Source organism: Streptomyces sp. 4F14 (assembly GCF_048159485.1).
GTDB lineage: Bacteria > Actinomycetota > Actinomycetes > Streptomycetales > Streptomycetaceae > Streptomyces.
Genome location: NZ_JBLRVY010000008.1, coordinates 124,428 through 139,108 on the forward strand (window position 1 = coordinate 124,428; position 14,681 = coordinate 139,108).

At 73.5% G+C, this 14,681-nt stretch carries 13 protein-coding genes and 2 pseudogenes; 10 read left to right on the forward strand and 5 right to left on the reverse strand.

Translation table 11 applies throughout. The features are described from left to right. Positions 1-128 precede the first annotated feature (128 nt). Together ACLZOT_RS15880 and ACLZOT_RS15885 are read left to right on the forward strand one after the other, a co-directional pair. The gene (locus ACLZOT_RS15880; protein WP_416969540.1) at positions 129-734 is read left to right on the forward strand and encodes a sulfite oxidase-like oxidoreductase; all 606 of its coding nucleotides are present in this window, start codon (positions 129-131) and stop codon (positions 732-734) included. Positions 735-795: 61 nt separating this feature from the next. Next, positions 796-1,530: a ferredoxin reductase gene (locus ACLZOT_RS15885; RefSeq protein ID WP_416969808.1), complete on the forward strand. Its 735-nt coding sequence runs from the start codon at positions 796-798 to the stop codon at positions 1,528-1,530. A 6-nt stretch (positions 1,531-1,536) separates the two neighbouring features. Here ACLZOT_RS15885 and ACLZOT_RS15890 read toward each other — a convergent pair whose 3' ends face one another. Beyond that, positions 1,537-3,990 (reverse strand): S8 family serine peptidase, encoded by a 2,454-nt coding sequence (locus tag ACLZOT_RS15890; protein WP_416969541.1) that lies wholly within the window; start codon positions 3,988-3,990, stop codon positions 1,537-1,539. A 153-nt stretch (positions 3,991-4,143) separates the two neighbouring features. Between ACLZOT_RS15890 and ACLZOT_RS15895 the strand changes: the two genes are divergently transcribed. Then, positions 4,144-4,806, forward strand: coding sequence for a histidine phosphatase family protein (locus ACLZOT_RS15895; protein WP_416969542.1), 663 nt, complete (start codon positions 4,144-4,146; stop codon positions 4,804-4,806). A gap of 20 nt (positions 4,807-4,826) precedes the next feature. On the opposite strand, the gene ACLZOT_RS15900 is transcribed toward ACLZOT_RS15895, so the two are convergent. Beyond that, positions 4,827-5,441 carry a TetR/AcrR family transcriptional regulator gene (locus ACLZOT_RS15900; RefSeq protein WP_416969543.1) on the reverse strand — a complete coding sequence of 205 codons (615 nt, stop codon included), beginning with the start codon at positions 5,439-5,441 and terminating at the stop codon, positions 4,827-4,829. A 65-nt stretch (positions 5,442-5,506) separates the two neighbouring features. Between ACLZOT_RS15900 and ACLZOT_RS15905 the strand changes: the two genes are divergently transcribed. The 5 genes from ACLZOT_RS15905 to ACLZOT_RS15925 are packed head-to-tail and all read left to right on the forward strand — an operon-like array spanning position 5,507 to position 10,059. Further along, on the forward strand, positions 5,507-6,010 hold the full coding sequence (locus ACLZOT_RS15905) for a MaoC family dehydratase (RefSeq protein WP_416969544.1): 504 nt from the start codon (positions 5,507-5,509) through the stop codon (positions 6,008-6,010). Beyond that, positions 6,007-7,164: an acyl-CoA dehydrogenase family protein gene (locus ACLZOT_RS15910; protein ID WP_416969545.1), complete on the forward strand. Its 1,158-nt coding sequence runs from the start codon at positions 6,007-6,009 to the stop codon at positions 7,162-7,164. Before ACLZOT_RS15905 ends, ACLZOT_RS15910 begins: the two co-directional genes overlap by 4 nt. Then, positions 7,161-7,640 (forward strand): MaoC family dehydratase, encoded by a 480-nt coding sequence (locus ACLZOT_RS15915; protein ID WP_416969546.1) that lies wholly within the window; start codon positions 7,161-7,163, stop codon positions 7,638-7,640. The genes ACLZOT_RS15910 and ACLZOT_RS15915 overlap by 4 nt, the downstream gene beginning before the upstream one ends. Then, positions 7,637-8,539, forward strand: coding sequence for an HpcH/HpaI aldolase/citrate lyase family protein (locus ACLZOT_RS15920; protein ID WP_416969547.1), 903 nt, complete (start codon positions 7,637-7,639; stop codon positions 8,537-8,539). The genes ACLZOT_RS15915 and ACLZOT_RS15920 overlap by 4 nt, the downstream gene beginning before the upstream one ends. Then, the gene (locus ACLZOT_RS15925) at positions 8,536-10,059 is read left to right on the forward strand and encodes a class I adenylate-forming enzyme family protein (RefSeq protein ID WP_416969548.1); all 1,524 of its coding nucleotides are present in this window, start codon (positions 8,536-8,538) and stop codon (positions 10,057-10,059) included. Before ACLZOT_RS15920 ends, ACLZOT_RS15925 begins: the two co-directional genes overlap by 4 nt. Before the next feature lie 56 nt (positions 10,060-10,115). Here ACLZOT_RS15925 and ACLZOT_RS15930 read toward each other — a convergent pair whose 3' ends face one another. From ACLZOT_RS15930 to ACLZOT_RS15940, 3 genes and pseudogenes are all read right to left on the reverse strand, one after another. Then, complete coding sequence (locus ACLZOT_RS15930; protein WP_416969549.1) at positions 10,116-12,038, reverse strand: acetate--CoA ligase family protein; 1,923 nt, start codon at positions 12,036-12,038, stop codon at positions 10,116-10,118. Positions 12,039-12,261: 223 nt separating this feature from the next. After that, positions 12,262-13,014, reverse strand: a complete 753-nt coding sequence (locus ACLZOT_RS15935; RefSeq protein WP_416969550.1) for a GntR family transcriptional regulator — start codon at positions 13,012-13,014, stop codon at positions 12,262-12,264. A gap of 72 nt (positions 13,015-13,086) precedes the next feature. Then, a pseudogene (locus tag ACLZOT_RS15940) lies at positions 13,087-14,040 on the reverse strand (MFS transporter). 64 nt (positions 14,041-14,104) lie between these two features. Between ACLZOT_RS15940 and ACLZOT_RS15945 the strand changes: the two are divergent. Then, positions 14,105-14,215: pseudogene (locus ACLZOT_RS15945) on the forward strand (TetR family transcriptional regulator); the annotation flags it as partial. A gap of 24 nt (positions 14,216-14,239) precedes the next feature. Next, a complete protein-coding gene (locus ACLZOT_RS15950; protein WP_416969551.1) occupies positions 14,240-14,632 on the forward strand; it encodes a hypothetical protein in 393 nt (130 codons plus the stop codon). Positions 14,633-14,681: the final 49 nt, after the last annotated feature.

The window sequence follows — 14,681 nt, forward strand, 5'->3', positions numbered from 1 at the left end:
GTCACCAAGAACCCCAGGTGGGAAGGTATTCCCGGGTCCGGTGAGCGTTCATACGGACGTAATGATCGGCCGCTGCGCGCGCCGCGTATCGTGGGGGCCGCACGAACGTTTCTCCGAGACAGGCACCCATGAACGTCACCCGAGGCTTCGCCGGACGCCCCCGCGTCCACAACCCGGGGCTGCCGCCCGGCCAGTACGACGCGGGCGACGACTGGCCCGTCCTGTCCGCCGAGGTCACCCCGGACCTCGCGCCCGCCGACTGGACGTTCCGTGTCGACGGCCTGGTGGCCGAGGACCGCACCTGGACCTGGGAGGACGTGCGGGCGCTGCCCGGCTCGGAGTACCGGGGCGACATCCACTGCGTGACGAGCTGGTCCAAGTTCGGCGTCCGCTTCGGCGGGGTCTCGCTGGACACGTTCCTGGCCGCCGTACGCCCGGACGCGACCGCCACGCACGCGGTCGCGTACTCGCACACCGGCTACACGACGAACCTGCCGCTCGCGGACCTGACCGGCGGCAAGGCGTGGATCGCGGTCAGCTACGACGGCCGCCCGCTCGCGCCCGAGCACGGCGGGCCGGCGCGGCTGCTGGTGCCGCACCTGTACTTCTGGAAGAGCGCGAAGTGGGTCGCCGGGATCCGGCTCCTCGACCACGACGAGCCGGGGTTCTGGGAGCAGAACGGGTACCACGCGCGGGGGAATCCGTGGGAGGAGCAGAGGTACTCCGGTGACTGAGACGACAGTAGGCCTGGCAGGGGGCGTCGACTCCGGTGCGGGTGGCGGGAGTTCGGCGGAGGTGTTCGAGACCCGGTTCGCCGTGCCCGGCCGGATCGCCGTGTCCAACCGCGCGGCGGCCGTCTGGCAGACCGCGACGCTGACCGAGGTCCGCCGCGAGACCCCGCACGCGGCGACGTTCCGGTTCGCGGTGCCCGCCTGGGCGGGCCATCTCCCCGGCCAGCACCTGATGCTCCGCCTCACCGCCGAGGACGGCTACACCGCGCAGCGCCACTACTCGCTCGCCTCCGCGCCGGACGCCTCCGGCCACATCGAGCTGACCCTCGACCACGTCCCGGGCGGCGAGGTCTCCGGCTGGTTCCACACCGTCGCGAAACCCGGCGACCGGGTCGAGGTGCGCGGCCCCCTCTCCGGCTTCTTCGCCTGGCCCGGCGACCGCCCCGCGCTGCTGATCGGCGCGGGCTCCGGGGTCGTCCCGCTGATGTCGATGATCCGCCACCACCGGGCGCGTCAACTCGACGTACCCCTGCGCCTGTTGGTCTCCGCGCGCGGCCCCGAGGAGCTGATCTACGCGCGCGAGTACGGTCCGGAGACGACGCCGGTGTTCACCCGCAGCGCGCCCGAGGGGCTCCCGGTGGGACGCCTCGACGCCTCCCACCTGGAACCCCTCTTCACCGCCGGCACCCCCTGGGAGGCGTACGTCTGCGGCTCCAACGCCTTCGCCGAGCACGCCTCCCGGCTGCTGGTCGACGCGGGCCAGCCGGTCGACCGGATCAGGATCGAACGGTACGGCTGAGCCCGGTCAGCTGGCGGCCCGTACGGCGACCGGGCTGGTGACCCGGTGCCCTCCGTAGCCGTCGCTCCAGGTGAGCGACCCGAAGGCCCACTCCCCCACCGGGGCGCTGCCCCGCACCAGCTCCACCCGGTACGACGCCGACTCGCCCGGCGCCAGTGTGAGGGTCTGCGGGGTGACCCGGGCCTCGTAGCCGGGCGGCGTCCGCAGGGCGGCCCGGTACGTGGCCTTCCCGCGGCCGACGTTCGTGACCGTGCGGGTCACGGTCTGCGCCCCGTCGAGGTCGCCGACGGAGACGGACGGGTAGTTGAGGTCGCTCGGGTCGGTCCGGGGGACCGTGGCACAGGCACCCGGCGCCGGCGGGGTGCCGATCGCGCACAGGTACGCCGTCCAGTCGGCCGGGGTGGAGTCGTAGACCAGGCCGGGGTCGACGGCGCGGGTGACGCGCGGTGAGCCGGAGCCACGGTCGAGGGGGGTGCTGTCGGTCTCGGGGCCCCGCCAGTTCAGCTTCTGGATCGGGCGGCCCGTGTCGTCGGTGGAGGTGGCCGTGGTCATCAGCGCCGACTTGATCTCCATCGGCGACCAGTCGGGGCGCAGTTGCTTCAGCAGGACGGCGAGCCCGGTGATGTGCGGGGTGGAGGTGCCGTCCATGAAGCCGTACTCGCCCTGGTAGCCGGCGTAGGCGTGCGGGACCGTGCCGCCCGGGACCAGGACGCCGGGGGCGGCGATGTCGGGCTTGAGCAGGTCGCCGCCGCTGAACGCGTCGGGGCCCGCGGCGGAGAACCTGGCGACGGCGCGTTCCCGGACGTGCCGGCCGGCGCTGGGGGTGATCTCGGCGGTGGCGTCCGGTCCTGCCGCGTACGCCTTGACCGTGTCGCGGTCCCGGGCGTCCAGCGTGAGCAGCGGGAACTCCCAGTCCATGGTGGGGTCCTGGGCGCTGGTCGGCGTGTTGGTGAGGACCAGCGCGACCGCTCCGGCGGAGCGCACCTCGTCGACGCGGTCGGAGAAGGTGAAGGTGTCCGGTCCGCCCCGGTCGCAGACGACGATCTTCCCCCTCGTCTTCGCGGGGTCCAGGGTGCCGGGCGGGCAGAACGTGGCGTTCTCGGCGCCCGCCCTGCTCACGTCCACGGCGTTGACCAGCGGCGCCTTCGGGATTCCGGTGGAGTGCGCGGGGGCCGTGACGCGCTGCCCGTCGCCGAGGACGAGCGTCGCCTCGTACACGGTGTCGTGGGTCTGGCTGGCGACGGTCGTGATCCAGGGCGCGGTGTTCGCGACGGAGCCCACACCGCCGCCGCTCGCGTCGGCGGCCACGAACACTCCCGCCTTGGCCGCGTTGAACATCGACTCCACGGACGACGAGTCGGTCAGGGCGCCGGCGATGGAGTAGCTGATGATGTCGACGCCGTCGGCCACGGCCCGGTCGATCGCGGCGGTGTCGTCCGCGTCGGCGCAGCCGGTGCTCCAGCAGGTCTTGTAGAACGCCAGCCGGGCGGCCGGGGCGAGCCCGCTGATCCGCCCCCGGGCGTTCGTCTCCGGGATGACGGCGGGTACGTCGTACGCGCCGGCGATGGTCGTGCCGATGTGCGTGCCACGGCTGTGCATGTCCATCGGCGAGGGGACGTCGATCGGCTGGGGGTCCGCGACGCCCTCGCGGAACCAGGCGGCGCCGATGACCTTGTTGTTGCAGGTGACCTTGTACTGTCCGGCGCTGTCCTCGCCCGTGTCGCAACCGCCGCGCCATTTACGGGCGATGACGTCGGCGTCGGGGCGGGGTTCGGGGAGCGGGGCGAGGCTGGGGTTGCCCGGGTCGAAGGCGTCGATGACGCCGACGATCATCCCTTCCCCGGCGCGCTGGGGGCCGCCGAGCTTCGACCAGAGGCCGTGCTCGCCGGAGAGGCCGAGGAGGCGGGGGATGTCGGGGAGGGCGGCGGGAACGGGCTGGGTGCCGGCGGCGCGCGGGGTCCCGGCGGTCAGCGGGGTCGCAGGGGCGGGCTTCGCCGTGTCCCCCTGTGCGGGCTGCCGGTCCTGCGGCGGTCTGGCCTTCGACAGCTTCACCGAGACCACTCCCCGCGTCCCGGCGAGCTTCTCGGCCTGAACTGCCGTGAGGCGCGCGGCGAATCCGTTGAACGTGTAGTCGTAGGCGTACAACTCCTCGGCACCCGGGACGGTTTCGAGGACGGCGTCCCGGCGGCGGTCGAGGTGGCGCAGGTACTCCGCGGTCGCGGCCGAGGCCGTGTCGAGGCGTTCGCCGGGGGCGGGCATGGTCCGCCGCAGGCCGGGCAGGCCGCCTTCGTAGGCGGCCACGGGGGCGTCGGCGAGTTTCACGACGTAGGTGCGCCGCTCGGGAGATGTCGGGGTGGGCTCGGCCGGCCGAGCCGCGGCGGAGGTCAGAGACGTCGCCATGACGGCGGCGAGGGCGAAGCCGGTCGCCACCGCTCTGAACGTCCAGGAAGCATTGGTCACTTGTGGGGGGTCCTTCCGAACGCGAGATACGCGTGAGGTTTCAAGTAACTGTATGCACTAGTGAGTTGCTCTGTAAAGAAATCTCTTTACCTTGAGGGGCTCAAATCACCCCAGAACTCCCCCCATTGGTCCCCAAGTGCATACTCTTTCGGTATGCGCCTCCTACTGATCCGCCACGGCCAGACCCCGTCGAACCTCACCCACCTCCTGGACACCACCGAGCCCGGACCAGGACTGACCCCCTTGGGGCAGAAGCAGGCCGAGGCACTGCCGGCCACGCTGGCGGGCGAGCGCATCGGCGCCCTCTACGCGTCCACGCTCCACCGCACGCGGCTCACCGCCGCACCGCTCGCCGCCGCGACGGGCCTCGACGTCCAGGTCCGGGACGGCATACGGGAGTTGAGCGCCGGGGACCTGGAGATGCGCGGGGACGGCGAGGCCGTCGCCGCCTACCTGGCGACCGCGTTCGCCTGGTCCTCGGGGGACACCGCACGCCGGATGCCGGGCGGCGAGAACGGCGTCGAGGCGCTCGCGCGTTTCGACGCCGTCGTCCTGGAGGCGGCCGGGTCAGGGGCGGACACGGTCGCCCTGGTCGGTCACGGCGCCGCGATCCGGATGTGGGTGGCGGCTCGCGCACGGAACGTGGACGCGGAGTACGCGGCACGGCATCCCCTGGCCAACACGGGCGTCGTCGTCCTGACGGGGTCGCCCGCGGAGGGGTGGCGGGTGCTGCGCTGGGAGGACACGCCCCTCGGCCCGCCCGATCCGGAAGCCGACGCGGTCGACGCGACGGGCGGGCCGGTCCCGGCGGCCTGACCGGCACGTCCGCCCCCCTTTCAGCCCCCCGACGGCACAAGCAGCGCGTCGATCAGCTGGTCCAACGCCCGCAACGCGGCCTCGATGGGCACCGCCCCCGGATCCAGCAGCGACTGGTACACGGCCCCCCGCAGCCCGCTGACGATCAGCATCGCGACCGAGGCCGCGTCCGCCTCGGGCACCGCCTCCACCACCCGCCGCTCCACCGAGGCCCGCAGGTCACGGTGGAGCGCGGCCATCCGCTCCCGCAGGAACGGCGTCGGCAGCACCGCCTCGAACATCAGCACGTACAGCGCGGACATCTGGTGCGGGTCGCGCGCCCAGCTCACCCGGAGTTCCTCGACGAACCGGTGCAGCGCGGCGGCCCCCGTGTGCCGCCCCACCGCGGGTGCGAGGGTCTCGTCGGCCCAGACGACGGTGATGCGGTCGAGGAGCGTCGCGAGGAGCCCCTCCTTGGAGCCGAAGCGGGCGGTGACCAGCGCGGGGCTGTAGCCGGCGCGTTTGCCGATCGCCGCGAGCGTCATCCGCTCGTACCCGCCTTCGGCGATCAGCTCCGCCGCGGCGTCGAGCAGGCGGGTCGTGGACAGCTCCGAGCGTGACTGCTTGGGACTGGGGGGCGAGTAGGGGTTGGCCATGGGAGCAAGATTACCTCACAAAATAATGTGGTTAACCAACCACATTTTCGTGTTACGTTGCCGTCATGAACTCCCACGAACAGGTGCTGGAGCCGGCGGCGTTCCCGGTACGGGCCCGTGGCCGCCAGTACGAGGACTTCCAGGTGGGACAGCGCCTGGACCACCACTGGGGGCGCACGCTGACCGCGGGTGACGCGACACTGTTCGCGACCGCGACGCTCGCCCACAACCCCCTCTACTTCAACGCCGAGCACGCCCGCGCCGAGGGTCACCCCGACCTGGTGGTGCCCCCGCTGCTCGCGCTGTGCACGGTCGTCGGCCTGAGCGTCGAGGACCTCTCCGAGGCCGGCGGCCCCTTCCTCGGCATCGACGACCTGGTGTTCCACCGGCCCGTCCACCCCGGCGACACGCTCTCCTCGGCCAGCACGGTCCTGGCGAAGCGCCCCTCGGGCACGCAGCCGGGTTTCGGCGTCGTCACCTGGCGCACCGAGGGCCGTGACCAGCGAGGCGACCTCGTCGTCGCCTTCACCCGCGCCAACCTCGTCGTGATGCGGGAGGCGCAGCGATGACGAACCTCCACCTCACCCCCGAACGGCTCGAACTCCAGGCACGGGCCCGCGAGTTCGCGGCGAAGGAGGTCCTTCCCGTCGCCGACGAGCTGGACCCCCGCGGCGCGGACATCCCCGACACGCTCATCGAACGGCTCGCGGCGGAGGGCTACTTCGGGATCCGGGTGCCCGCCGAGTACGGCGGTCTGGGGCTCGGCGTCTTCGAATACGCCCTGGTCACCGAGGAGTTGGCGCGGGCGTGGATGAGCGTACCGAGTCTCATGGCCCGCGCGAACGGGTTCGGCTGCCAGGTGGAGGACCCCGTACGCCGTGCGGAGCTGCTGCGGCGCAGCGCCCGGGGCCAGTGGATCGGCGCGTTCGCGGCCTCCGAGCCGGGCGCGGGCTCCGACCTGGCCGGGGTGGCCTGCCGGGCCGTCCGGGACGGTGACCACTGGGTGCTCGACGGGGAGAAGCGCTGGACCGGCAACGCGGTCCGGGCGGACTTCATCGTCCTGGTGGCCCGCGAGCGGGATCCGGAGCCGGGCGAGCACCGGGCGACGGGCCTGATCGCGATGGTGGTCGAGAAGGAGCCGGGCACGCTGCCCGAGGGGATGACCGCGACCCCGATCGACAAGGTCGGCTATCACGGCATCACGACGTACCACCTGCGGCTGGACGGCGTCCGGGTGCCGCTCGCGGCGAGTACGGAGGGCGACGCGTTCGCGGAGGTCGTCCAGGGGCTGAACGTGGCGCGGGTGCACACGGCGGCGCGGGCGGTGGGTCTGGCGCGGGGCGCGCTGGAGGACTCGCGGGCGTATCTGCTGGAGCGACGGCAGTTCGACCGGCCGCTGGCGGGTTTCCAGGCGCTGCGCTTCGCCCTCGCGGACATGGCGGCGGAGGTCGAGGCGGCCCGTGCGCTCACCCACCAGGCGGCGCACGCGCTGGACAGCGGGGACACGACGGCCACGCTGCCGTCGATGTGCAAGCTGATCGCGACGGAGACGGCCGTACGGGTCACGAACCGGGCGATGCAGTTGCACGGCGGGAACGGCTACACGACCGAGCGGCGGGTGGAGCGGTACTGGCGGGACGCGCGGCTGACGACGATCTTCGAGGGGACCTCCGAGATCCAGCGCACGCTGATCGCCGACGAGTTGCTGGGGAGGCGGCGATGACCCGGTTCGAGGACTTCGCGCCCGGTGACCGGATGCGGCACGCCCGGGGCTGCACGGTGACGGACGTCGAGGGCCAGCAGCTGGCGAAGCTGGTGATGAACTCGGCGCAGGCGCATTTCAACGACGACGCCATGGCGGGCACACCGTTCGGGCAGCGGATCGTGTTCGGGCTGCTCAGCGCGTCCCTGACGATCGGGCTCGCGACGCAGGACACCGCCGAGGACGCGGTCGCGGAGGTCGCCCTCGACAAGCTGCGCTTCCGTGCCCCCGTCGTCAACGGCGACACCCTGTACGCGGCCACCGAGGTCCTGGCGACCGGACCGGCCCCGGACCGCGAGGACGCCGGCCTGGTGCGCTTCAGGCACTGGGGGTTCAAGCCCGACGGCTCGGTCGTCTTCGAGGGCGAGCGCACCGTCCTCCTCAAGCGCGCCAGCCACCATCCCCGTGCGAGCCACCACCCGAGGGAGTCCCGATGACCGCCCGTCTGCGCCGTTCGGAGCTCGCCGTCCCGGCGTCGAGCGAGAAGATGATCCGCAAGGCCGCCGCGAGCGACGCCGACCTCGTCTTCCTCGACCTGGAGGACGCCGTCGCCCCGCCCGGCAAACGGGACGCCCGCGAGCAGGCGATCCGTTTCCTGAACGAGCTGGACTGGGGCCGGAAGGTGCGCGCCGTGCGGGTCAACGACGCGCTGAGCCCGTGGGCGCACGACGACGTGATCGAGGTCGTCACCCGCGCCGGGCACAACCTGGACGTGCTGATCCTGCCGAAGGTGAAGGCGCCGCGGGACGTGTGGTTCTTCGAGACGCTCCTCGCGCAGCTGGAGGCCAAGCTCGGGCGGGGGTTCGGCATCGGCTTCGAGGTCCTGGTCGAGGAGGCGGAGGCGCTGGGCCGCGTCGAGGAGCTGGCCGCCTGCTCGCCCCGTCTGGAGGCCCTGATCCTCGGCTTCGGGGACCTCGCCGCGAGCCTCGGTTTCCGCCACGGGCACGTCGAGGATCCCGCGCACGCCTATCCCGGCGACCCCTGGCACCACGCCCGCGCCCGTCTCGTCGCGGCCGCCCGGGCGCACGGCCTGGAGGCGATCGACGGCCCCTACCCCTTCATCGGCGACACCGACGGCTACCACCTCCAGGCGGTCTGGGCGAGCACCCTCGGCGCGACCGGCAAGTGGGCGGTCCACCCGAGCCAGATCGCGCCCGCGAACGAGGTCTTCTCCCCCACCGCGCAGGAGATCGAGACGGCCCGGAACATGTGCGACGCCTACGAGCACAGCGCCGGCTCGGCCGCCGCCCAGGGCTCCCTGGTCGACGCCGCCACCGCCCGCCTCTTCGGCGCCGTCCTGCACCGCGCCGACCTGATCTCGGAGCGCGTCTCATGAGGCCGACCGACGCCCTCGACCGCGCGGCCCGCGCCCACCCGGACCGCACGGCACTGGTCTGCGGCGCCGAACAGGTCACCTACCGGGAGCTGTACGACCGCTCCTGCCGGATCGCCCGCGCCCTGCACGCGCACGGCTTCACCCCCGGCACCCACGGCGGCGTCCTGGCCCCCAACGACATCACCGGCTTCGTGTGCGCGCTGGGCCTGATGCGGGCCGGGGTGACCTGGGTGCCGCTGAACCCCTACGACGCCGTACCGCAGATCGGGCGGCTCCTCGAACGGCTCGACGTGGACGTGCTGTTCGTGCACCCCGACTACCGCGAGCACCTCCCGGTCCTGCGGGCGGCGGCGCCCCGGATCCGGGAGGTGGTCGTCTACGACGCCGAGCTGGACGGCTGGCTCGGCGACGCGCCGCCCGAGGACGTCACCGGGGCCGGTGACCCCGACGCGCTCGCCGCGATCTATCCGACGAGCGGGACGACCGGCCTGCCCCGGGGCGTGATGCACGACAACCGGCGTTTCGCGTTCTTCCTCGGCGCGCTGGCCGACGAGGCGGCGAAGGCCGGTGACGAGCGGCCGGTGTTCCTGGCCGCCGCCCCGCTCACCCATGTCTCGGGCCGGATCGCGCTGGCGGCGATGCACCACGCCGGGACGGTGGTGATCCTGCACCGCCCCGGCCTGGAGACGCTCCTCGACACCATGGAGGAGCACGCGGTCACCTCGACGATGCTGCCGCCGACGGTCCTGTACGCGCTCGTCGACCTGCCCGGCGTGGAGCGGCGCCGCTTCCCCGCCCTGCGGCGGATCAGCTACGGCGCGGCCCCGATCCGGGTGGCGAAGCTGAAGCAGGCCCTCGCGCTCTTCGGGCCCGTGCTGCGCCAGGGGTACGGTCAGACCGAGGCGCCGATGCTGATCACGGCCCTCGGCGCCGACGAGCACCTGGTCGACGGCCGGCCCGCGCCCGACGAGCGGCTGGCGAGCGTCGGGCGGCCCACCGAGGTGGCGTCGGTGACGATCCTCGACGACCGGGGCGAGGAGCTGCCGCCCGGCGAGATCGGGGAGATCTGTGTGCGCGGCGACTTCGTCATGGTCGGCTACTACAAGGACCCCGAGGGCACGGCCGACGTGCTGCGCGGTGGCCGGCTGCACACCGGCGACGTCGGCTACTTCGACGACGAGGGCTACCTCCACCTCGTCGACCGCAAGAAGGACCTCATCATCAGCGGCGGCTTCAACGTCTACCCCGCCGAGGTCGAGCGGGTGATCGCCGAGGTCCCCGGCGTGGCGGACGTCGCGGTCATCGGCGTCCCCGATGCCCGCTGGGGCGAGGCCGTCACCGCGATCGTGGTGGCCCGCGCGGGCGAGACCGTCGACGAACAGCGGATCATCGCCCACACCAAGTCCGCCCTCGGCTCGGTCAAAGCCCCCAAACGCGTCGAGATCTGGCCATGGCTCCCCCGCAACGCCACGGGCAAGGTCCTCAAGCGCACGATCCGCGAACTGTACGAACAGCACTGACCACCACCGCACGGCCCGCCCCTTCGCGCAGGAGGAGGGGGCGGGCCGCGGCATGCCTAGTCGGTCATCAGCAGGGTCGCGTCGACGGCGACGACCCCGCCGTCGGGCAGGATCCGCAGGTCGATCTCGCACTCGGCCACGCGTTCGTCGGCGGCGAGACAGGACAGCGCCAGCAGGACGTGGCACATCTGGGTGCGGTCGACGGCCGCGACGCGGTACGCGCCGAGGATCACGTCGAGGGTGAGGAGTTCGTCCAGCATCGTGTGGGTGTCCATGACGGACAGGGGTGCGAGGCGCAGGGAGGCGTCGCCGAGCGCCTCGGCGGCCGGGTCGCCCGCGCCGAGGGCGATGACGGGCCCGAAGGAGGGGTCTCGGCGTACGGCGACGACGAGTTCGGGTCCGGCGGGGACGGCGCGCTCCAGGAACAGGGCCGATCCGGCGGGCCGTCCGGCGAGAGCGGCGTCGAGCGCGTCGTGCGTACGGATCTGCGCCCCGGCCGTGTACGGCGCGTCGAGGCTCTTCAGGACGAGCGGGCCGTCGAGTTCGTCGAGGGCCCGGTGTGCCTCGGCGGGTCCGGCGCACACGCGGCCCTGCGGGGTGCGCACCCCCAACTGGGCGAGGACGCGTTTGACGGTGTGCTCGTCGACGTCGCCGGTGAGGGGCAGCGGAGGGAAGCGGGGCGGGGCGGTGTCGGCGGCCGTCAGCCTGGCGCGGGCCTCCGCGTCCTGAGCCAGGGCCCGGACCATGGTCACGCCCGCCGCCGGGGTGGTGGCGCAGGGGATGCCGGCCCACGCGAGCGCGCCCCGGGCCTGCCGTACCCGCAGGGGCGGCCCGCCCAGCACGGCGACCAGCGGGGTGGCGGCGCGGACCTCGCACAGGGTCGTCGTCAGGTCCGTCCCGGCGGGTCCGAGGAGTCCGTGGACGGCGGTGAGGTGGATGCCCGGGTCCTCGGAGACGCGTTCGACGACCTCGCCGAGCGCGGGGCCCGCGCTGCCGGCGTCGACGGGGTTGGACCGGCCGGTGGCGGCGGGCAGCAGCGCGTCGAGCCGTCCCACGGTGCACGGCACCAGCGGGGGCACGGACACGTCCCGCGCGCGCAGGCTCCCGGTGAGCAGGTCCCCGGTCCGCACGGTGACGAGGCCGACGCCCGCACGCGCCTGCGCGGGCAGCCGTATCCGCCCGAGGGCGGTCACCGCGTCGACGAGATCGCGCTCGTCGTCGACGAGCACGGCCCCCGCCTGCCGCAGGGCCGCCCGGGCGACCCGCCAGGCCACGGCACCCCCGCCCCTCCCCCGGGCCCGCACGACCAGGGCCACGACGGGGGTCCGTACGACGAGAGCGCGTACGGCGTCGGCGAGGCCGCGGCCGTCCTCGGGGTCCGTCACGTGCAGGGCGACGGCCCGGGTGCCGTCGTCCTCGGCGAGGTGGCGCAGGACGTCGGCCTGGGTGACGTCGGGGCCGTTGCCCACGGCGACGCCGAGCCGCAGGCCCACGCCGGTCTCCGCGAGGGTGTGGGCGAGGGTGTGCAGGACGCCGTCGTCGGCGGCCACCAGGGCGACGGGGCCGGCCTCGATGCCGGCGAGGCCGGGGACGGAGCCGGCGACGAGCCAGCGGTGCGGGACGACGAACCCGGAGGTGCCGGGGCCGAGGACGCGCAGGCCGGTCTCCCGGGCGACCTCGGCCAGTTCCCGCGGGTCGGCCGCGTCCGCGTCCCCGTGTACGAGGGCGGCGCGGGCTCCGGCGCCGGCCGCCTCGCGCAGGACGTCGGCGGTCGAGGCGCCGGCGGCGCACACCACCAGGTCGGGCACGGTGTCGTGGGCCTTCGCGGCGCCGGCGACGGTCGGGTGCACGCGCCGCGTGGGGTCGGGGCGGTCGGCGTCGACCTTCAGGATCGGGCCGGGGAAGGCGGCGGTGGCCACCGTGTAACCGCCGAGCACGGCGATGGCCCGGGGCGCGAACAGGGGGGCAAGGGGGTCCATGGGGAGGGCTTCCTCTGGAGTGAGGGGGGAGGAACGGGGGCGCCGGAGCCTGAACCTCCGGCAAGCTTACCCGCCAAGTGTGCACACTTCAGGCTCTGTATGTCAGGGGAGCCTGGACGCGATCACGGCACAGGCGTGCGGCTTTACCCAAAAATGCACGCACTTTCACCGAGGGCATGCCGAAACCGCCGGACACGTGGTCCGGCGCCGGGTGGAAGAACCGTCAGACGCCCAGGCCGCCGACGACGGTCGCGAGCCCGGTGCGCGTGGCCCGGGGTTCGTACTCCGGGGCGATGTCCGCCAGCAGGCCCAGCGCCCCGCGCGCGAAGTGGCCGGCCAGGACGCGCGCCGCCAGAGCCGGGTCCTTCGCGCGCAGCGCCGCGAGCAGGGCCTCGTGCCCCTCGTCGCTGCGGCTGCACGAGCCGGGGAGGCCGAGCTGTCCCAGCCGCACATAGCGTTCGCTCTGCTCGGCCAGCGAGGCGAGCATCCGCTCCAGGTGCTCCCCGACCGCCTGGGTGGGGATGCGGTGGAACTCCTTGTGCGCGGCGTGCCAGGCGTCCACGTCCTCGCCGCCCGACAGGGCCCGCATCCGCTGGAGGGCCGCTTCCATCCGGTCGAGGTCCTCGGTGGTCAGGGTCGAGGTGGTCACCTTGACGGCGAGGGTCTCCAGCATGATGCGGGCGCCGAAGAGCTCGTCGACGTCCTCCGCGTCCACGGTCCGCACCCGGGCCCGCTGATCCGGCCGCGAGGAGATCAGTCCCTCTTCCTGGAGCAGCCGGAACGCTTCCCGCATCGGTGTACGGCTGACCCCGAGCCTGCGCGCCATCTCCGCCTGCGGCACCACCGAGCCGGGTGCCAGCTCGCCGTTGAGGATCATCGCCCGGAGCCGCTCGTGCACGTCCAGCGCCAGCCGGCGCCCGGAAGCGGCGTCACCGGCGGGGCTCACCTCGGGTGCGGTGCCACTGCTCCTGTCCACGCCGGGAGTCTACCCAGCCGTACAACGCCCGGGCCCGGGCCCCACGGACGGGCGAGGGGGTCCACATGCCGCTCACATGTGGACGACGACGGCGCCGTCGCCCCGGGGGACGCCGCGCCGGTAGAGGGCGAGGAGGGCGCCGGCCGCGTAGATGCCGGCGGACCACCAGTAGGCGGTGGCGTACGACTCCAGCGTGGCCTGCGCCCGGACGGCCTCGCTGGTGGCGTCCCTGCCGTGGAGGCAGCCGGCAGCGGCGCTCGCGGCGAGGGTGTCGAGCAGGGCGGTGCCGACGGAACCGCCGATCTGCTGCATGGTGTTGACGGCGGCGGAGGCGATCCCGGCGTCGTCGGCGGCGCCGCCCCGGTCTGCCACCGGGTGAACGCGCCCAGCAGGACGGCTCCGGCGGTCAGGAAGCCCCAGGACAGGGGTGAACTCCAGTCGTGGGTCTCGGCGTTGGAGAAGCCGTACACGATCGAGAAGAGACCGGCGGCGACCAGGACGGTGCCGGGGATGTCGAGCCGGGCGCCCGCCTCGCGGCCGGTGCTCCTGAGCAGGATCCAGCCGCCGACGAGGGGCGCTATGGCGAGGGCGACGTTGATGTAGAGGGTCCAGCGCCAGTCCAGGTACTCGGTGAGGGCGCCGCCCAGCAGCGCGCCGAAGACGCCCTGGAGGGCGCGGCCCGTCACCAGGATCTCGAAGGTGGGAGCGGCGCCGGCCAGCGCGGAGGCCGCCGACGCCGGTCAGGAAGGCGACCTTGCGGCCGAAGAGGTCGGCGATCCGGCCGCCGAGCAGCAGGAGGCTGCCGAAGGCGAGGGAGTAGGCGGTGACGATCCAGGTGCGGTCGCCGTCGGAGAAGCCCAGGTCGGCCTGGGCGGAGGGCATCGCGATGTTCACGATCGTCGCGTCCAGCGTGACCATCAGCTGGGCCATGCCGATCATCGCGAGGACCCACCAGCGGTGACGGGGCGCTTCGGCGGGCTGTTTCTCGGCCGACGCCGGGTCGGGCGAGGTGAGGCTCTGGGCCATGGGTGTACTCCCGTTCGGGCATGACGAAGGAGGGTACGAAACTGTTTCGTACCGGCCATGACCGATACCCGGCCATCACTTACGCCGGAGCGAACAGCGGCGCTCCGACGCCGCCCAGCGCGCCGGCGTCGGCATCGCCACGCTGTACCGCCGCTTCCCGAACAAGGAGGCGCTGGTCAGAGCCACCCTCCAGCAGGGCATGGCGGAGCAGCCGGCCCCCGCCATGGAGCGGGCGCTCGCCGACGAGGACCCCGTGCGCGGACTGGCCGCGCTCCTGGAGACGACCCTCGCGATGGCCTCCCGCGAGCGCGACGTCCTCGCCGCCGCCAAGAACTCCGGCGCCCTCGGCGCCGAGGTCGGCGGCGCCTACTTCGACGCCCTGATGAGCCTGGTCCGCCGGGGCCAGCAGGCCGGCACCCTGCGCGCCGACATCGTCCCCGACGACATCCCCCGGCTCGTCGCCATGCTCCTGAGCGTCCTGTGGAACATGGACCCCGACACGGAGGACTGGCGCCGCTACATCGCCCTCCTGCTCGACTTCCTCTCCCCCACCGGCGCCCGGCCCCTGCCGCCGCTCACGCGGGCCACGTGACGATGCCGTGAACGGTCATTGACAAGCCGAACCCCCGGGGTTGTCATGA